At 50.6% G+C, this 19,411-nt stretch carries 17 protein-coding genes; 8 read left to right on the top strand and 9 right to left on the bottom strand.

The genetic code is table 11. The features are described 5' to 3' along the window. The first annotated feature begins 113 nt into the window (after positions 1-113). Complete coding sequence (locus tag AWQ24_RS11195) at positions 114-611, top strand: pentapeptide repeat-containing protein (protein WP_012307801.1); 498 nt, start codon at positions 114-116, stop codon at positions 609-611. A gap of 81 nt (positions 612-692) precedes the next feature. Here AWQ24_RS11195 and AWQ24_RS11190 read toward each other — a convergent pair whose 3' ends face one another. Next, positions 693-1,997, bottom strand: coding sequence for an ABC transporter substrate-binding protein (locus tag AWQ24_RS11190; RefSeq protein ID WP_065716847.1), 1,305 nt, complete (start codon positions 1,995-1,997; stop codon positions 693-695). A 126-nt stretch (positions 1,998-2,123) separates the two neighbouring features. Here AWQ24_RS11190 and AWQ24_RS11185 point away from each other — a divergent pair, with 126 nt between their 5' ends. Then, positions 2,124-3,578: a carotenoid oxygenase family protein gene (locus tag AWQ24_RS11185; RefSeq protein ID WP_012307799.1), complete on the top strand. Its 1,455-nt coding sequence runs from the start codon at positions 2,124-2,126 to the stop codon at positions 3,576-3,578. An 81-nt stretch (positions 3,579-3,659) separates the two neighbouring features. Here AWQ24_RS11185 and psbD read toward each other — a convergent pair whose 3' ends face one another. After that, entirely contained in the window at positions 3,660-4,718 is a 1,059-nt protein-coding gene (gene psbD / locus AWQ24_RS11180) for a photosystem II D2 protein (photosystem q(a) protein) (RefSeq protein ID WP_012307174.1), read from the bottom strand. Between the two features lie 410 nt (positions 4,719-5,128). Beyond that, positions 5,129-5,962 (bottom strand): acyl-CoA desaturase, encoded by an 834-nt coding sequence (locus AWQ24_RS11175; protein WP_041443588.1) that lies wholly within the window; start codon positions 5,960-5,962, stop codon positions 5,129-5,131. Between the two features lie 413 nt (positions 5,963-6,375). Between AWQ24_RS11175 and AWQ24_RS11165 the strand changes: the two genes are divergently transcribed. Then, positions 6,376-7,605, top strand: coding sequence for a methionine gamma-lyase family protein (locus AWQ24_RS11165; RefSeq protein WP_065716845.1), 1,230 nt, complete (start codon positions 6,376-6,378; stop codon positions 7,603-7,605). On the opposite strand, the gene rodA is transcribed toward AWQ24_RS11165, so the two are convergent. The 4 genes from rodA to AWQ24_RS11145 form a co-directional block, all read right to left on the bottom strand. Beyond that, positions 7,602-8,864: a rod shape-determining protein RodA gene (rodA, locus tag AWQ24_RS11160; RefSeq protein WP_062435339.1), complete on the bottom strand. Its 1,263-nt coding sequence runs from the start codon at positions 8,862-8,864 to the stop codon at positions 7,602-7,604. The genes AWQ24_RS11165 and rodA overlap by 4 nt on opposite strands. Positions 8,865-8,928: 64 nt before the next feature. Next, positions 8,929-10,074: a quinone-dependent dihydroorotate dehydrogenase gene (locus AWQ24_RS11155; RefSeq protein WP_062435336.1), complete on the bottom strand. Its 1,146-nt coding sequence runs from the start codon at positions 10,072-10,074 to the stop codon at positions 8,929-8,931. 93 nt (positions 10,075-10,167) lie between these two features. Then, on the bottom strand, positions 10,168-10,704 hold the full coding sequence (locus AWQ24_RS11150) for a DUF2062 domain-containing protein (protein WP_012307793.1): 537 nt from the start codon (positions 10,702-10,704) through the stop codon (positions 10,168-10,170). A gap of 67 nt (positions 10,705-10,771) precedes the next feature. After that, a complete protein-coding gene (locus AWQ24_RS11145) occupies positions 10,772-11,092 on the bottom strand; it encodes a 2Fe-2S iron-sulfur cluster binding domain-containing protein (protein ID WP_065716844.1) in 321 nt (106 codons plus the stop codon). A 205-nt stretch (positions 11,093-11,297) separates the two neighbouring features. Here AWQ24_RS11145 and AWQ24_RS16450 point away from each other — a divergent pair, with 205 nt between their 5' ends. Both AWQ24_RS16450 and AWQ24_RS11140 read left to right on the top strand, forming a co-directional pair. Continuing rightward, the gene (locus AWQ24_RS16450) at positions 11,298-11,474 is read left to right on the top strand and encodes a hypothetical protein (RefSeq protein WP_012307791.1); all 177 of its coding nucleotides are present in this window, start codon (positions 11,298-11,300) and stop codon (positions 11,472-11,474) included. 34 nt (positions 11,475-11,508) lie between these two features. Then, a complete protein-coding gene (locus tag AWQ24_RS11140) occupies positions 11,509-12,510 on the top strand; it encodes a zinc-dependent alcohol dehydrogenase family protein (RefSeq protein ID WP_065716843.1) in 1,002 nt (333 codons plus the stop codon). Here the strand turns inward: AWQ24_RS11140 and AWQ24_RS11135 are convergent. Then, on the bottom strand, positions 12,507-14,237 hold the full coding sequence (locus tag AWQ24_RS11135) for an ABC transporter ATP-binding protein (RefSeq protein ID WP_065716842.1): 1,731 nt from the start codon (positions 14,235-14,237) through the stop codon (positions 12,507-12,509). The genes AWQ24_RS11140 and AWQ24_RS11135 overlap by 4 nt on opposite strands. Positions 14,238-14,372: 135 nt before the next feature. Here AWQ24_RS11135 and AWQ24_RS11130 point away from each other — a divergent pair, with 135 nt between their 5' ends. From AWQ24_RS11130 to AWQ24_RS11120, 3 genes are all read left to right on the top strand, one after another. Next, positions 14,373-15,578, top strand: coding sequence for an aspartate aminotransferase (locus AWQ24_RS11130; RefSeq protein WP_065716841.1), 1,206 nt, complete (start codon positions 14,373-14,375; stop codon positions 15,576-15,578). 388 nt (positions 15,579-15,966) lie between these two features. Next, on the top strand, positions 15,967-16,824 hold the full coding sequence (locus tag AWQ24_RS11125; protein WP_198161461.1) for a restriction endonuclease: 858 nt from the start codon (positions 15,967-15,969) through the stop codon (positions 16,822-16,824). Between the two features lie 338 nt (positions 16,825-17,162). Further along, on the top strand, positions 17,163-18,338 hold the full coding sequence (locus AWQ24_RS11120; RefSeq protein WP_012307786.1) for a TRC40/GET3/ArsA family transport-energizing ATPase: 1,176 nt from the start codon (positions 17,163-17,165) through the stop codon (positions 18,336-18,338). Between the two features lie 67 nt (positions 18,339-18,405). Here AWQ24_RS11120 and AWQ24_RS11115 read toward each other — a convergent pair whose 3' ends face one another. Beyond that, positions 18,406-19,410, bottom strand: coding sequence for a glycosyltransferase family 2 protein (locus tag AWQ24_RS11115; RefSeq protein WP_065716839.1), 1,005 nt, complete (start codon positions 19,408-19,410; stop codon positions 18,406-18,408). Position 19,411 lies beyond the last annotated feature (1 nt).

Here is a 19,411-nt window from a genome sequence, read left to right as displayed (position 1 = left end):
GCAAACGTGCTAGAGAGGTTTTCCAAAAACTCTATCGGATTTCCTCCCTTTCCGAGAATCTTTTAGAATATCCTTTGGAAAAATTTTGTTAAATGTCAGGCGAGTTGAGGGTTATGAAGGTTTTAGCGCGCATTGTTGTTTTAGGTTTCGTCATTTTCGGGCTTTGTTGGGGGACACCGGCTTACGGGGCCAGTCCTGCGGCCACATCCCGGTCGGCGATCGACAGTGAAGATCTCGCCGGCAGCAATTTTGCGGGGCAAAACCTCCAGGGGGTTGAATTTTCCCAGGTGAACCTCACCAATGCAGATTTAAGCGGCAGTGATCTCCGGGGGGCTGTTTTTAACAGCACGTTATTGGAAACGACCAACCTCCACGGGGCCGATTTTACCAATGGCATCGCCTATCTCTCCAAGTTTACTGGGGCCGATTTGACCGATGCGATTTTTGTGGAGGCGATTCTCCTGCGATCTACCTTTGAGAATGCCAAGATTGATGGCGCAGATTTTAGTTTTGCTGTGTTAGACGGGCCACAACAGAAAAAGCTCTGTGCGGTGGCTACAGGGGTTAATCCGGTGACGGGGATTGCCACGGCGGACTCTTTGGGCTGTTAATCAAAGCCTGAACATTCGATTTTCATGGGGATGAACTGGGGGAAATGCTCCCCCTTTTTTTGTGTTGTATCCCAGGTAACCCTAGAGGGCTTCTAGGGGGTTAACGGTATCGATGACCGAGAGACTGGCATCTTCATTAACGGTCCAAACGTCATAGTTCCCAGCCACGTCACCATTTTCATCAAAGTCAACGTTCCCGCTGGCTCCTTGGTAGTTAATCGCCTGGCCTTCGCGAACGAGGGCGATCGCCTCACAGGGATCACTCACTTCTTGGCCGTCCCCACTGGTAACTTCCCGGAGGTAATTTTTAATGCCTTCGCCAGTATTTACATCCGCTGCTTCGGCGGCCAACATCATGGCGATCGCCGCATCCCAGGAATGGGGCACATAGGCCGTAACCTCCTTACCTGTTTTTTCGCGCCAGAGAGCTGTAAAAGCTTCTAAAGCTGGGCCATCCGCACCGGGAACCGTCCCTAGAGCCCCCGCAATAATTGACTGACCAGCGGCGGTCGTACCTACCTGTTGGGTAAAGTCTTCGCTGTAGACGCCATCGGTTAATAGAACAGTGATCCCTTCGCTTAAGCCTTGTTCATAGGCGGCTTTGAGCAATAAACTACCAGTCTCTGCGTAGAGCACCCCAAGGACGGCATCGGGTTCCCCGGCAAAAGCGGCTGCCGCTTCACTATCGAGGGTGGCGGCTTTCGGGTCATAGCGCACCGGATTATCTTTGTTGACAATGGTGCCCCCAAGGTTTTCAAAGGCTTTGATAAATTCTTGCTCAAAGCCCACGCCATAGTCGTTGTTAATCACCACGGTGGAAACCCGTTCAAAGCCTTGTTTTTGCGCTAAAACAGCCAAAGCAGGGGCTTGGTAGCTGTCGGGGGGCGCAGTTCTAGCCCAATAGCCATCAAAATCGCCATTCGCGGCCCGTTCTGTAAACACAGGACTGGTACTGCCGGGGGAAACGAGCATCACTTGGTTCCGCACCGCAACATCAACAGCGGCACTAGACACACTACTGGCAAAGGCCCCCACAACCCCGGCGACTCTATCGACTTCCGCCAGCTTTGTCATCGCTGCCCCTCCGGCGGTGGGGTCTGTTTGGGAATCTTCTTGGATGAGGGTAACGGGTTGCTCATTGACGCCCCCGCAAGCGTTAATTGTTTCTACGGCCAGTTCTACGGCGATCGGCATATTTTGCCCAATGGAGGAAAGGTCGCCAGTGGTTGGCGTCAGGGAGCCTAACTTCAGGCCCTCAGTACCAGTATTTGTACTGGTTTCGCCGTTGCCATCGGTGGGGGCAGTGGTGTCTTGGCAGGCTCCGGTGAAGGTTGCGATCGCCACCAGGGAAAGGGCGATCGCCAAATTAAATTTCGATGTTTGCATGGTTCAGATTTTTTCAAAAAAAGATTAAAATCTCCCTCATTTTATGCACAAACCCCAGGATGCAACCCCAAGAAAGGGGAGAAGGCGATTTACAATAGTTAACATTGCTTGAGGGTAAAACTGACTATGGTTGCTGCGCCAAATTCTCCACAACTATCGACCCAACCGGCTTGGTCACGACTTTTTGCGAACCCCGCCCGACCGTTTGATTTAACGCCTCTGCTCGTTCTAGAGGGGGCAATTCCACCAGGATTGCGGGGGAGTTTGTTTCGCAATGGCCCCGGACGTTTGACACGGGGAAGGCAGGCCATGGGCCATTGGTTTGACGGCGATGGTGGCATTCTAGGGGTGTATTTTACAGAAGCAGGTGCCCAGGCCCAATATCGCTATGTAGAAACCCCCTACTTTCAACAGGAAGCAGCAGCAGAAAGCTTAATCTATCCCAACTATGGCACCCTTGCCCTGGGACAAATTTGGCAGCGGTGGGGGAAGCCCGCCAAAAATTCGGCCAATACTTCTGTGTTGCCCCTAGGCGATCGCCTTTTAGCCCTGTGGGAAGGGGGGAAACCCTATGGCCTCAATGCCCAGACTCTTAAAACCTTGGGAGAGATGGATCTTGGCTTTGCCCACTCTAGCGATACCTTTTCGGCCCACCACAAAATCCAGCCTGAAACTGGGGAAATTTACAATTTTGGCGTGACCTTCGGCCCCAAGGCGACATTCCAGCTTTACCGTTGTCACCCCCAGGGCGAAGTTTCACAGCAGACTCATTTTTCTGTACCAGGCTTAAAAGGATTGCCGCTGGTGCATGATTTTGTCTTGGCCGGAGATTACCTCGTGTTTTGTATTCCGCCGGTGCGCTTGCAGCTGGTGCCGACACTATTGGGCCTAAAAACCGTTAGCGATGCCCTTCAATGGCGGCCAGAACTGGGAACGACGATTGTGATCATTGATCGCCATACCCTCCAACCGATCAGCTTTTGCCAACAGGAGGCTTGGTTCCAGTGGCACTTTACCAATGGCTATGTTGATGATCATGGCGAAATTGTGCTGGAAATGGTGCGGTTTCCGGATTTTGCCAGCAACCAGCAGTTTGTGGAAATTCCCCAAGGTAAAATTCACACCTATACAAAGGGCACCCTCTGGCGCTACCGACTGGCACCGAAAACAGCCAAGGTCATTGAAGCCTACGAAATTTGCGATCGCTCCTGTGAATTTCCGATCACCCTCGAATCCCGCACCGGGCAGCCTTGGCTCAAAACCTTTATGGGGGTCCATCGCCAGGAAACAGACATTGGTCACGAGATCATTAATGCGATCGCCGCTTTTGACCACCGTACAGAAACCTTCACTATGGCAGATATGGGCGCCAACCATTACCCCTCCGAACCCATCCCCGTCCAAAATCCCCAGAATTCCGATGAAATCTGGCTCTTAACTGTTGTCTTTAATGCCCCAGCTAACCGGAGTGAACTCAGAATCTACGGTGGCGATCGCCTGGAGGCTGAACCCCTTTGTATCCTAGAATTTCCTGAAATTATTCCCCCCAGCTTCCATGGCAAATGGCAGCCTGCTCTTTAAAATTCCTCGGTAAAAGTTCCAAGAAAAAACCCTCCAACTTGGAGGGTAAGGGCTAAACAATTGAATCTTTGAAAAATGTTCTTAGAGCGCGTTACCACGGGGTAGAACTTCTTCAGGGAATACAAATTGTTCGTGAATTTGGTCTTGCGGTGCCATCCATGCACGCATACCTTCGTTCAACAGAATATTCTTCGTGTAGAACGTTTCAAATTCGGGGTCTTCCGCCGCGCGGATTTCCTGGGATACAAAGTCATAGGCACGCAGGTTCAATGCTAAACCCACAATCCCCACAGAACTCATCCATAGCCCAGTCACCGGCACAAACAGCATGAAGAAGTGCAACCAACGCTTGTTGGAAAACGCAATCCCGAAAATCTGAGACCAGAAACGGTTCGCGGTCACCATCGAGTAGGTTTCTTCTGCCTGGGTCGGCTCAAAAGCGCGGAAGGTATTTGCTTGGTCACTGTCTTCAAATAGGGTGTTCTCTACCGTTGCACCGTGGATCGCACAGAGCAGCGCACCACCGAGAATCCCTGCAACCCCCATCATGTGGAAGGGGTTGAGCGTCCAGTTGTGGAAACCTTGTAAGAACAGAATGAAACGGAAGATACCAGCGACACCAAAGCTGGGGGCAAAGAACCAGCTAGACTGACCCAAGGGGTACATCAGGAATACACTGACGAATACCGCGATGGGGCCAGAGAAGGCGATCGCATTGTAGGGGCGGATACCCACCAGACGGGCAATTTCAAACTGACGCAGCATGAAGCCGATCAGACCAAAAGCACCGTGGAGGGCAACAAAGCTCCAGAGTCCACCGAGTTGGCACCAACGGGCAAAGTTCCAGTTGGCTTCGGGGCCCCAGAGGAAAAGGAGGGAGTGACCGAGGCTGTCAGCAGGGCTGGATACAGCAACAGTCAGGAAGTTACACCCTTCGAGATAAGAGGATGCTAATCCGTGGGTGTACCAAGAAGTAACGAAGGTGGTACCAGTCAACCAGCCACCGAGAGCCATGAAGGCGCAGGGGAACAGGAGGATACCGGACCAACCGACGAAGACAAATCGATCTCGCTTCAACCAGTCATCGAGGACATCAAACCAGCCTCGTTCCTGGGGCGCGCGTCCGACTGCAATAGTCATAAGGACGAAGTCTCCAAAATAGTAAGCAACAAAAAATTACATATAATTTCGGGTGTTTATTTGATGAAACACCTTACTTTCGTCTAGGTTCTAGGCAAAAAATGATAGTGAATCTAGACAAATGTGAGAAAAGTTTACCTTTCTTAATAACCCATTTTAGGGGATAAAGGCTGATTTTGCCAAATATTTTTGCCGCCCTCACTCCCCTAAGACCCTTGAAATTGGCTTGATCTTGCCCCTAAATGACACCGTTGTTCACGGCATTGGAGCGAGGCTTTGGGGCGGCATAGATATAGATTCTTCAATATCCAAGAAGTAATGAGTCTTGCCAAAAGCCAAAAATAAAAAGATGCCCCCTTTTCAAAGGACATCTACAACAACTTAACTTTCCAGGATGGTCGTTATTTTTGTTACTTGGCCGGAGCGAGACGAATATTTTTGGCCAATCCCAAGGCTTGTAGGAAACGAATTGTCATCCAAGTCATATCAATTTCCCACCAGTTGAGGCCATGGCGCGCGGAATATTGATAGGCATGGTGATTGTTGTGCCAACCTTCGCCGTAGGTGACAAGGGCAACCCACCAGCAGTTCTTGGAGTGGTCGTTGGACTCATGGCTTTTATAGCCAAATTTATGGGTGGCACTATTCACAAACCAGGTACAGTGGAAAACCACGGCAAGGCGGAGAAACACGCCCCAAATCACGAAAGACCAGCCGTTACCGACCCAGGCTTCTCCCCAGGCATAAAGGGCTAAACCCAAGGCCACCTGGATGAGAACCATGTATTTTTGGCAAAAATTATAGAAAGGATCGTCCTTAATGTCTTTGATGTAGCGATCAATATCGCCACGGGCAGGAATTTCAAACAGCATCCAACCGATGTGACTCCACCAGAAGCCTTTATTGGAGTCATGGGGATCGGGTGTGTTGTCAGAATGTTTGTGGTGGATGCGGTGTAGCCCAATCCAGTCAATCGGCCCCCCCTGACAGGCGAGGGTGCCACAGAAAATCAAGAAATACTCAAGCCACTTTGGTACTTCAAAGCTACGGTGGGACACGAGGCGATGGAACCCTAGGGTAATTCCAATGCCGCCGGTAATCCAGTGAAACAATAAAAAGACGCCCACGGCTTGCCAACTAAAGTTACCGGGTAAAAAGGCAAGGAGGGCGACTAGATGGATCAAGCTGAAATAGATAATCGTTGTCCAATCTAGGGGGAGTTTTTGGGAAGTGGCAACAGTCATGAAATATCCTTTCTGGAAATTGTACTGTGGGACATGGTATGCGGAGGCTCCGTATTTTTTCCACTGTCCTACATGATAAACACAAGCACGGCTCAGCAAAGGGAAGATAAGAACACTTTAGAAAGACAGTGCCTATCGTCGGAGAAGTCTTTCAAAGCGAAGCACAAAAATCTTGAAAATTCGGAACTTTGGGCTGAAATAGCGCTTGGGTGTTTTCTAAACTTTACTTTACTTTTAGATGTAACCGGGTATTTTCTTCGTTAAATCAGATTTAAATTTAACATTTATTTACGAATTTAATCAAGATTTGCTGAATTTTAGCGCGGAATTATCGGGGCGTCCATTCCCTAGGTTAGAAGTTTGGGGGCTTGGTATGATTGGCTCGCTCTTAATTTTTTGCTGTTCGTTTTTTTATGAATTCTGCTGAGATTGTTCGCCGGGCGATCGCCACCCTGACCCCCACCTTCCAAGCCATTGACCAACAAACCCAAACCAATCTCCGCAAAGTTTTGGGAGCCTTTCAGAAATATCGGGTGGGCGTCCACCATTTCAGCAGTGTCAGCGGTTACGGCCACGGGGATCTGGGGCGGGATACCCTCGATCAAGTTTATGCGGAGGTGATGGGCGCAGAAGCGGCTCTGGTGCGGGTGCAGTTGGTTTCAGGAACCCATGCGATCGCCGCTGCCTTGTACGGTGTCTTGCGTCCGGGCGATGAAATGCTCGCCGTGGCGGGTGCCCCCTACGACACCCTTGAGGAAGTGATTGGTTTGCGGGAGGAAGGTCAAGGTTCCCTGGCAGAATTTGGCATTGGCTATCGGCAGTTAGAACTCACCCCCACGGGAGAAATCGATTGGGAAACCCTCAAAACGGCAGTAAAGCCAAAAACACGGCTGGTGTTGATTCAACGTTCCTGTGGCTATTCCTGGCGCAAGAGTCTGTCTACGGCTGAGATTCAGCGCATTGTTGAAATTGTCAAAGCCCAAAATCCGGACACCGTTTGCTTTGTGGACAATTGCTATGGAGAATTTATCGAAACCCAGGAACCCACCGCCGTAGGCGCGGATCTCATGGCGGGATCACTCATCAAAAATCCGGGGGGCACCATTGTCACGGGTGGCGGTTATTTAGCGGGTAAAGCAGATCTGGTTGAAAAAGCGGCCTGTCGGCTTACGGCACCGGGCATTGGGAGTCACGGGGGGGCAACCTATGATCAAAATCGGCTGTTATATCAGGGATTATTTCTTGCGCCCCAGATGGTAGCTGAGGCTGTGAAATGCACTCATTTAGTGGCCACGGTGTTTGCTGACTTGGGCTATGAGGTGCAGCCCCACCCCCTAGAAAAACGCCAGGATGTGATTCAGGCGATTCGGTTGGGTTCTCCGGAGAAATTGTTGGCCTTTTGTCGAGCTTGGCAAAAATTTTCACCCATCGGTTCTTACCTCGATCCAGTGCCAGCACCAATGCCCGGTTATGCCAGTGATTTAGTGATGGCTGGGGGGACATTTATTGATGGCAGTACCTCGGAGTTATCGGCGGATGGGCCACTGCGGGAGCCCTATATTGTCTTTTGTCAGGGGGGCACCCATTACACCCACGCGGCGATCGCCCTCGAAGCGGTACTAGATGCCTTTGGGGACCTCTAGGGGGTGCGGTTGGCGACGGACTGCACCAGGCCAATGGCGATGAAATTGGTGAGGAGAGAGGATCGGCCATAGCTCAGCCAGGGGAGGGGAATCCCGGTAATGGGCGCAATGCCAATGGTCATACCGACATTAATCAAGACCTGGAACAACACCATCGACAGCACCCCGACGGCGATGAGGGAACCAAAATTATCCTCGGTTTTGCAGGCAATGCGGATCAGGCGTAGGCACAACAGCCAAAATAAAAACATCACGGCGATCGCCCCCATAAAGCCTAATTCTTCGCCAACCACCGAAAAAATAAAGTCCGTGTGTTGTTCCGGGACGTAGTTAAGCTGGGTTTGGGAGCCATGGTAAAGACCCGTGCCCCACAGTTGACCAGAGCCGATCGCAATGCGCGATTGAATGAGGTGATAGCCGCCCCCAAGGGCGTCCTGTTCTGGATTGAGGAAAAGGGTGAGACGGTCTTTTTGGTAGGGTTGGAGCATATTCCAGAGGATGCCAGCCCCGACCCCGGCGATCGCATTGCCCGCCATTGCCCCAACAGTGCCGAGCCAGCGCCAAGGAAGTGTTAACCAAGCCGTCAGGCCCATTAAGCCAAACCAAATCAGCCAGACGGGAAAAGCAACCCCAAACAAAATAGCCGACACAATGGGCGAGATAATCAGGAGAATCCAGCCGAAATTGGCATTGGCCCAGTAGAGCATTCCCAGGGTGATCGCCCCGAAAACCAGCGAGGTGCCAAGATCCTGGAGCAAAATTAGACTGCCAGGGATCGCCGCAATCATAAACACCTTCAGTAACATGGGCAGCCGTGCCGCCGTATCTTGGTGGAGGGTCGCCGCCAGAGAAAGAATCAGGCTCACCTTGGCAAACTCCGAGGGTTGCACATGGAAGCCCGCCACATTAATCCAGCTCTGGGCACCGTTGGCACTCACCCCAATGAATAACACAGCGATCAGGGACAGAATACTCAGGCCATACACTAACCAATGGCCGACAATCATCGTTTGGTAACGGGAACGGGCGATCGCCAAACAAACCCCTAGACCCACACCACCAGTGACCCAATGTTGCCACCAGTCCGTCGAACCAATATTGAGCTGGGCACTGCGGATCGCCAGACCAGCCAAGACCGTGAGGCCAACGGTGACTGTCATGAGCCACCAATCGATCCCCCACCAGGGGGCCAAAGCATTCACCAGAGGTTCCGCAATATAAGTCTTGAACGGATGACGACGTTGGGAGCGACGAAACATAGAATCATGTCCGAAAAAATCACTCCTATCTTGCCATAGACAGATGGCAGTCAACAGTAATTTGCTAGTTGTGCTTGTTGGCCATCCCAATCGCCTCGGAAATGTGATTGAGATTGTGGGTCTCTAATTTTTCCAGCAGACCCCGGAGGATATTGGGGATAATCCAGGGGCCTTTGTAAATCCAGCCCGTATAAAGCTGCAACAAACTCGCGCCAGCCGTAATTTTTTCCCAGGCATGGTCAGCGGTAAAAATCCCCCCAACACCGATAATCGGCAAGCTGCCTTGGGTTTGTTCGTAGATAAAACGAATTACTTCGGTGGAACGTTGACGTACCGGCGCACCACTGATCCCCCCCGCTTCCTCGGTGACGGGATTGCCAGTTTTTTCAAGGATTTGAGTCTTGAGGCCGTCGCGTCTGGTGGTGGTGTTGGTGGCAATAATCCCAGCAAGTTGATAGTCCTGGGCAATTTTTACGATATTGGCGATCGCCTCCCAGTCGAGATCTGGGGAAATTTTAATAAAAATCGGCTGTTGTTTTGTATTTGCTTGCTGAAGTGCTTCAAGGATCGGTTGAATTTGTTCCCCACCTTGCAGCGATCGCAAGCCTGGGGTATTGGGAGAACTCACATTCACCACAAAGTAATCGGCCACCGCTTGCAATGCCTCAAAGCTCCCCAGATAATCCTGGGCTGCGGCCTCAAGGGGCGTCACCTTTGACTTACAGAGGTTAATGCCGATGGGAATAGTGCGGGGTTCGATTTGCCAACTTTCCCCTAGGGTTTTCGCCATCACAGCGGCCCCTAGGTTATTTGCGCCCAAACGATTAAGGGCCGCTTGATCAGCGGGTAAGCGAAACAGCCTTGGCAGGGGATTTCCCGGTTGGGCATGGAGCGTCACTGCGCCCATTTCCGCAAACCCGAAACCAAAGCGCGACCACATCCCTGCCGCCATTGCATCTTTATCACAGCCCGCCGAAAGTCCCACCGGATTCGGAAAATCGAGGCCCCAGAGGGTCTGGCTTAAGCGCGGATCTTGGACGCAAAATTCCGCGACCATCTGCTCCTTTGCCAGGCGACTCCAAAGCAAATCCGGCGATCGCTCCAACCAATGGAGGGCGTTAATGAGTTGACGGTGTCCCTGTTCTGGATTGTCCTTAAAGGCCGCCAGGACGAGGGGATAACCGGGTTTTGCAAAGTTCAAGAATGCCATGGGCTTGGGAAGAAAAGAAATGTTGGCTTGAGGAATCGCTTGTCGGGGAACGAGGCCCCAGGAAAATCCTTGAGATGTTGATTGAGTAATTTTCTATCGATGATGGTCATGGGGTGGTTGTCGCCGCTGGAACTGCCGGGTCGCCCGGAGCGATCGCCAACGATATATTAGCCAGAGGGAGAGAAAATAGACCGCCACCGCCAAACCCACACCAACCACCGTACAGCCGATAAATAGGGTGCTGATAAAATTCATCCCCGCCAGACTCAAATCAGACCAGGATTCTAGCTGGGCTTCATCAAAGGTGATCGGCTGTTGGAGCAGCACTTCTCCCACCTGAAAGTTGAAGTAAAAAATGGGCACATAGGTCAGGGGATTACTCACCCAGGTACCCGCCGCCGCCGTCAGTTTGTTGCCATTAAAAACCGTGGCCAAGAGTAGGCCAATGATTGTCTGGAGACCGAAAAGCGGAAAACTCCCGGCAAATGCCCCGCAAGCCCAACCCCTGGCGATCGCCTCTGGTGTGCCTTCTTGCCGTAACACTTTGAGGTACCAATACCGGATCCAACGACGCCAACGGGACAATACATACTTGAACTGTTTGTGAGGCAGCGGTTTCACAGTAACCATACGGATCTCAGCTAAAAAAAATGGGGAATCACTCCCCGAATTGGATGGGTTGAAGTGGAGAAAGAACTTAGGCGCTCTTACCAAATTGGCGATCGTAGACCATTTCTTCCTTATCTGATTCTAGCTTGACGTCAGAACGGGGGTAAGCAACGCAGAGCAGTGCATAGCCTTCGTCTTGTAGCTCAGGAGAAAGCCCGATCCCCTCTTCACGACTGACACTGCCTTCGGTAATCAGTGCCGCACAGGTCGTACAGACCCCAGCACCACAGGAGGTGGGGAGATCAATGTTGTTGGCATGGGCAACATCGAGGATCGTTTGATCTTCTGAAACGTCGATGGTGTAGGTGTTGCCGCGATGTTTAATCTCTACTTTATAGGAGGTGGTCATAGGGGGGATTTTAACAATTATTTTAAGGTTTCTTTCGCTACATATTTTAAAGGATCGCCGCGCTTATTAAGAAATGTCGCTAAATCTAAACCTTAATTGCGTGGTCGCTGAGGCCGCAAAGTTCGGGTGTTAATTTGAAGGGCGAAATTCCCGTTGGAAAATCCTTTTAAAACGCTTTAATTCGTCCATTTCAAGATTAATTCCTATGTATAACGGCAATACTAAAAAAGACTATATCCAAGCTGGCCTTGTAGCTGGTTTAGGGGCTGGGGTGGCCACTTCCTTTGCGGTGGGCCAGGGGCAACATCCGGCGATCGCCTTGGGGATTACCCTGATGGCGGCGGTGTTTGCGATGGTTTGTCACCGTTATGATCTGATTTAGATTGAAATCGCAGTTTAGTTTTTAAAAATCCGCAATGAAGGCGATCGCCATGACCGCAGCGGGGCGCCCCAATGTCCTCCAGCTTATTGAGGTGCCGCAGCCGCAAATCACAACCCCCCAGCAAGTCCTTGTGAAACTCCAGGCGGCGGGGGTGAATCCCATTGATACAAAAGTCCGTAGTCGAGGCACGTTTTATGATGATCCCCTCCCGGCAATTCTCGGTTGTGACGGGGCCGGGATAATTGAGGCGGCGGGCCGCGATGTCGAAAATTTTGCCGTGGGTGATGCTGTCTATTTCTGCGATGGCGGATTGGGGAAAGCAGGCACCGGAAATTACGCCGAATATGCGGTGGTCGATGCCCGATTCATTGCGAAAAAACCAGAAAATTTATCCTTTGCGGCGGCAGCAGCGGCTCCCCTCGTCTTGATCACGGCCTGGGAAGCTTTAGGCGATCGCGCCCGGTTGCAGTCTGGCCAAACAGTACTGATCCACGCCGGAGCGGGTGGTGTGGGCCATATGGCAATTCAACTGGCAAAACTGTGGGGCGCAACGGTCTTCACGACGGTGAGTACCCCCGACAAAGCGCGGTTGGCCCGGCAATATGGCGCCGATGAAGCAATTTTGTACCGCGACGTGGATGTGGCCGAAACGATACACAAGTTAACCGACGGGGCTGGGGTTGATGTGGCTTTTGATACTGTCGGCGGCCAAGTCTTTTGGGAGACAGTGCCAGCGGTGAAAACCTACGGCGATTTGGTGACAATTCTCGAACCAGATTTTCAGCTTGGCAATCTCAAACAGGCCCGGCTAAAAAATTTACGGATTAGCCTAGAACTGATGCTAACACCGATGCTTACTGGGGATGTGGCCGGACAAATGCACCAGGCCGATATTCTGCGGCAATGTACCCAATGGTTTGAGGCCGGGGAACTCAATATTCACCTAGGCCAAGCGTTTCCTCTGGCTGAAGCAGCAAAAGCCCACCAAATCATCGAACAGGGTTCCAGCACAGGAAAAATTGCCCTTACCATTTAGGCAAACTGTTGGGCATGGAATTGGGCATAGCGACCCTGGTGGGCGAGTAATTCCTCGTGGGTGCCGGATTCAACAATTTCCCCTTGGTCTAAAACGATAATGCGATCGCTGCTGCGGACAGTGGCCAGCCGGTGGGCAATTACAAACACGGTACGGTCTTGCATAATCCGTTCCAAGGCTTCCTGTACCAGAGCTTCGGATTCGGCATCAAGGGCAGAGGTGGCCTCATCCAAAATTAAAATGCGGGGATTGAGTAAAACAGCCCTGGCGATCGCCACCCGTTGCCGTTGACCACCAGAGAGATTAACACCCCGTTCCCCCACATAGGTGTGGTAGCCCTGGGAAAATTCCGAGATAAATTGGTGGGCATTGGCAATTTTGGCCGCCGCCTCCACCTGTTCTAAGCTAAATTCCGTTTGACCGAAAGCAATATTTTGGGCGATCGTTCCGGAAAAAAGTACCGTTTCCTGGGGGACAATGCCGATCTGCTGGCGCAAACTTTTGAGGGTGACGGTGCTGGTATCAATGCCACCGATGAAAATTTTTCCGGCCACCGGATTATAAAAACGAGGTAATAAATTGACTAAGGTCGTTTTGCCCGCCCCCGACGATCCCACTAAGGCGATCATTTCTCCCGGTTGCACTGTCAAATTGATATTTTTTAAAACGGGCTTATCTGCTTCGTAGGCAAAGGAAACATTCTGATAGTCTACTTTTCCCGTCACAGCGGGCAATGTCTGGGCATCGGCTGCTTCTAAAACCGTTGGCTGCACGGCCATCAGTTCAAATACCCGATCAACGGAGGCTTCCCCTTCTTTAAACTCGTTGAAATTGCTGGTGGTGATTTGGATTGGGTCAATCAGCAAGGCCACTGCTGCCACATAACTGACGAACTCTGCCGCCGTTAAATTTTCCTGGGCAATTTGCCAGCCTCCCAAGAAAAACAGAAAAATCACCGCCATCGCTTCCAGGAAACCCACCACCACAAATTGCAAGGCTTTAATCTGGGCAGTGCGGAACTTAGCGCGACGGTTTTGTTCGGCTTCCTCGGTGAACCGTTGCAGCTCGTAATCTTCAGCGGCAAAGGCTTGCACGAGACGAATCCCATTAAACACTTCCGTCAGTAGAGAGGAAAGGTTGGAGGTGCGGGTTTGGCTGCGGCGGGAAAAATCCAGAAGTTTCTCCCCAAAAGAACCAATCAAAATCGCCATCAATGGCCCAATGATCAAAGCCGCTAGGGTGAGTTGCCAGTTGACATAGAACATATAGCCCAGCACCACGATTAGCTGCAAAATGCTGGGCACAAACTGATGGAAAATCTTGTTAATTACTTCCCCAACTCGGTCTACATCTTCCGTGAGGCGATAGGAGAGATCGCCGGTTTTTGCCCCCTCAAAGTAATTCAAACTGAGACGATGGAGGTGGCCATAAACCTGGGTGCGGAGTTGGAGGGCAATTTTTAGGGCGGCCTTGGCCATTAGGGTATCTTGGCCGTATTGCACCGCCCCCCGGATGAGAAAGATGATCGCCGCCTGGCCTGCTAAGTTAACAATGCCCTGGATATTCCCCGCACCAATGTCGTTGGCCATATCACCCGCCAGGATCGCCAAAATCGGCCAAAAGACGGTGAAGCCGACGGTACAAATGAGGGCTTGGCCAATGGTGAGCCGCTCGGCCTTAAGATAGGGCAATAACTGGAAATAGCTAGAACGGGGACGACGTTTCAAGGGAATAGGTCTTTAAAAGGGTGGGCAGACCCATGGTAAGCGAATTCGGCGGCAATTCTTTAAGGAAAAATACATCCTGGGGACTATCGGTGCGATGATGATAGGCTATACCTTTATCTATTTTTTCCGGCTTCGATGAGTGTAGATTGGATTACGAGAGCAGATCGTCTCAGTGCTTTACCGCCCTATGTGTTTGCCCGGTTAGATGAGCTGAAAGCAAGGGCACGGGAACAGGGTATTGATTTAATTGATTTGGGGATGGGTAATCCAGACGGGTTCGCCCCACAAGAAGCCATTGATGCGGCGATCGCCGCCTTTGAGACGGCCCAATTTCACGGGTATCCGCCCTTTGAGGGGACTGCTAGCTTTCGTAAGGCGATCGCCACTTGGTACAAACGCCGCTATGCCGTTGAACTCAATCCCGATAGTGAAGCCTTGCCTCTGTTGGGATCGAAAGAAGGTCTTGCTCACCTGGCCCTTGCCTACGTGAATCCAGGGGATACGGTGCTGGTGCCGAGTCCCGCCTATCCGGCCCATTTTCGCGGCCCATTAATTGCCGGCGCAAAGATCCACGAAATTATCCTCAAGCCGGAACAGGATTGGGTGATTGATCTCAGCAGCATCCCCGAAGAAGTGGCGAAAAAAGCCAAAATTCTCTACTTCAACTATCCCAGCAACCCCACCACCGCCACTGCGCCTCGGTCTTTCTTTGAGGAAGTGGTGGAGTGGGCGCACAAGTATCAGGTGATGCTCGTCCATGACCTTTGTTATGCGGAGCTTTCTTTTGACGGTTACAAGCCCACCAGTTTGCTCGAAATTCCTGGAGGGAACGAGATCGGCGTGGAGTTTCATACTCTCTCAAAAACCTACAACATGGCAGGTTGGCGCGTCGGGTTTGTGGTGGGGAATGCGGACATTATTCAAGGTTTGCGCACCCTCAAAACCAACCTCGACTACGGCATTTTTTCAGCAATCCAAAAGGCCGCAGAAGCAGCATTGGGACTACCGGATAGTTATATCCAAGGGGTGCAGGAGCGTTACCGGGAACGGCGAGATGCCCTCATTGAAGCTCTGGGGGAAATTGGCTGGAATATTAAACCTTCCAAAGCGACGATGTATCTCTGGGTGCCCTGTCCGCCGAGTATGAATTCCACGGACTTTGCGCTCTATGTGTTGCGAACTACCGGGGTTGTTGTGACTCCAGGCAGTGCTTTTGGGGCTGGTGGAGAAGGTTATGTGCGGATGAGCTTGATCGCGCCTGTTGATCGTCTCCGCTATGCGATCAGCCTCTGGAAAAAAGCAGGTATTCACTTCGATATGCTGGCCCCAGAAACCAACTAAATTTACGATTACTTTGGGATAAATCCCCAACTTTTTCAAAAAGTCGGGGATTTTTGGTAGTCATAGATTTTCCGATTAATCATTCAGTGAAAATAGATGCAGCCTAGAATTTCATGTAGCTTTGGGACTATTCATAATCATATGATGAAGTTATATTACTCAATACAGTTTGCTGTTTGTGCGAGCTATCAGGTTTTGTGTTGTATTTAGAACCATCCAAAAAATTGAGATATATCTTATGTAAAATCAAGTAATTACGCCGCAGGCCGTAGTGCAGTGTAAGCTCTTAGTTGAGCGGCTACAGATAACGAAAGTCTCAACAATAATGCCAAAGAGATCGAATCAGTTTCAGAAGCTTGTCACCTACATTGCGGAGCAAGTTGCTCCTGTGGGGGCTACTGTGCAAGAATCCGCCGAGCTATACGAGAAAGGCCTTGATGCCAAAGTCTCACGAGAAGTAGATGTACTGATCGAAGCAAATGGAGGAATGGCGACCATACGTATAGCTCTCGAATGTCGAGATCGGTCGCGCAAAGATGATATTCAATGGATTGATGACCTAATCGGTAAGTACCAGAATCTCGAAGTTAACCAGGTAATTGCGGTTTCGAGTTCAGGCTTCTCCCAAACTGCCCAACAAAAAGCAGAATTCAATAGGATAGTAACGATGTCTCTCGAAGAGGCTTCTGAAACTAACTGGCCTGAGCAATTTGTCAAACTAGGCATAGGAATGGTTAATCAGCACTTGCAGGTCATTAAGCTTCTGTTTGTCACCGATCCGCCGTTTCAAGAAGAAATTGCTCCTGATGACAAGATCTATTTCATGAGTACACATCCCCCCGAGATAGAGATGGAGCCAGAAGTGATGGATATGAAAAGCTTCGTAGCGAAAGTTGATTTACATATTCTTAATCAAATCAAGAAATACATGTCATCCAACATGCTTTCGATTTATAAGACCCTAGAAAACTTAGGGAAGGACGCTCTTGTCGAATGGCCATTATCTGTAAGTAATCTACAACTTGAGGGTAAACAAGCAGACAGGTATGAAATCAGAAGGATGGTTTACACAGTGCTCATTCGTACTGAGTATTTAGAAGTGGGTTTCAAGAATCATCTGTTGAGTGATAAGGCAATGATAACTTCTGCTACTCTAGATCCAGGCGACGGCAACAAAATTTCTCTATCAGTAGTTCAAGCTAATGGCTCGGCGGAAGGGAAACTCTTCGTGAATAAATCAAATTAGAAAAAACAAGCCATCACTATTGCTATGCTCCAATCTTGGATCGATGATGAGGATATTGAAGAGCTACAAGATACAGGCGAGTATTTAGTTCAAGTGTTGGACGAAGATCGACTTTCTGACTGCAAGTTATTTCCCCTTGAGATGAAATACGTTACGTGGTGAGGCGAGTAGTTTTATTGACTGTTCAAAATTTAATCGAATAAAAGGCGATCGCCCTTCACTATCGCCTTTCCTCCCTTCATTACCCCTCAAAAGTCGATCCATAGCGAAAACCAGAGACAATGGGAGATAATCAGTAAAGAAATGTAAAAATCTCTCAGCAAAGGACAAACGCAACCATGCGCGTAATTTTAATGACGGGAAAAGGAGGCGTCGGCAAAACCTCTGTCGCAGCAGCTACAGGACTCCGCTGTGCCGAGTTGGGCTATCGTACCCTAGTGCTCAGTACCGATCCTGCCCACTCCCTCGCCGATAGTTTTGATGTAGAGCTTGGCCACGACCCCATCGAAGTGAAACCCAACCTCTGGGGCGCAGAACTCGATGCCCTGCGGGAACTCGAAGGCAACTGGGGCGCAGTGAAACGCTACATTACCGAAGTCCTCCAAGCGCGCGGCCTTGATGGTGTCCAGGCAGAGGAACTCGCAATTCTGCCGGGCATGGATGAAATTTTTGGCCTAGTGCGCATGAAACGCCACTACGACGAAGGCACCTATGATGTTTTAATCATCGACTCGGCCCCTACAGGCACAGCTTTACGTTTATTGAGTCTGCCGGAAGTGGGCGGCTGGTATATGCGTCGCTTCTATAAGCCCCTCCAAGGGATGTCCGTGGCGTTGCGTCCCCTCGTTGAACCCATTTGGAAGCCCCTCACGGGTTTTTCGTTGCCTAACAAAGAAGTAATGGATGCGCCCTATGAATTTTATGAGCAGATCGAAGCCCTCGAAAAAGTGCTGACGGATAACACCGTTACTTCCGTGCGCCTGGTCACAAACCCTGAGCGGATGGTGATCAAAGAATCCCTCCGCGCCCATGCCTATCTGAGCTTATACAACGTTTCGACGGATATGGTGGTGGCCAACCGGATTATCCCCGACAGTGTGAATGATCCGTTTTTTGCCAACTGGAAAGACAATCAACAGACCTATAAGCAGGAAATTCACGACAATTTCCACCCTCTGCCCGTGAAGGAAGTGCCCCTTTATCAGGAAGAATTATGTGGTTTGGCGGCCCTCGAACGACTCAAGGAAACCCTTTATGGCGAGGAAGATCCGACCCAGGTCTATTACAAAGAAGATACGGTGCGGATGATCCAAGGGGATGGCGGTTACAGCCTCGAACTTTATCTTCCTGGTATTCCCAAGGAGCAAATCCAGCTCAATAAAACGGGCGATGAACTGAATATTCGTATCGGTAACCACCGTCGGAACCTTGTGCTTCCCCAAGCCCTCGCAGCGTTAAAACCCTCTGGGGCAAAGATAGAGGAAGATTTCCTGAAGATTAAGTTTGCGGCCTAGATTGCCCAGGATTTTTTAAATAAAAATCACTCAACTCTCTGTTCTGTCTCTGGAATGGAGAGTTTTTTTAGTGAGAGGCAAAATGTTTAGACTGCCCGACAATCGAACGAACCCGGTAGATGGGCCGCCCCTGGGATTCGTGGTAGGTGCGGATCAGCAGTTCCCCCAAGAGACCAAAGCCAAAGAGTTGCACCCCGGCTAATAAAAGGATCGCTACCAGGAGCAACAAAGGGCGATCGCCAATCGCTTGGCCCAAAAAGATCTTGAGGAAAGATAAATAGCCCCCCAGCATAAAACCAACGAGCATAAAAATAATACCGAGGTAGCCAAAAACGTGCATTGGGCGGGTGAGGAATTTTTTCATAAACCACACCGTCAGCAAATCGAGCAATACCCGAAACGTCCGGTCTAGGCCATATTTACTGCTGCCAAACTGCCGGGCATGGTGCCGCACCGGGATTTCGGCGATGGTCGCCCCCTCAATAAACGCTAGGGCAGGGATGAAGCGGTGCAGTTCCCCATAGAGATTGAGATCTGCTAAAATCTCTGTCCGGTAAGCCTTGAGGGAACAGCCATAGTCATGGAGATCGACCCCCGTCACCCGCCGGATCAAGGCATTGGCAATTTTTGAAGGAAGCAGCCGTGTCCATTGATTGTCCTGCCGTTCTTTGCGCCAACCGCTGACGAGATCATAACCTTCGTTCATTTTCTGGAGCAGGTTGGGGATATCCGCCGGATCATTTTGTAAATCTGCATCGAGGGAAATAATAATCTCCCCTTGGGCGTGTTGAAATCCTGCTGCCATCGCTGGGGTTTGGCCGTAGTTACGCCGCAAAATAATTGCCCGTAGGTCTTCCCGTTCGGTGGCTAATTTTTTTAAGAGTGCCGTGGAGCCATCCTTAGAGCCATCGTCCACGCAGATAATTTCGTAGGCATAGTTGTGGGCTTGCATCACCGAGGCGATCGCCTGGATCAGGTGCGGCAGACTTTCCACTTCGTTGTAGATGGGCACCACAATCGACAGGGTTTGCGTGGTGGCAGGCGCTTCGGTAATCGGGGCAGGGCTAGACATC

This window comes from Picosynechococcus sp. PCC 8807, assembly GCF_001693295.1.
Classification (GTDB): domain Bacteria; phylum Cyanobacteriota; class Cyanobacteriia; order Cyanobacteriales; family MRBY01; genus MRBY01.
The sequence above is the reverse complement of the archived record's forward strand: the minus strand, read 5'-3'. Positions and strand labels throughout refer to the sequence as shown.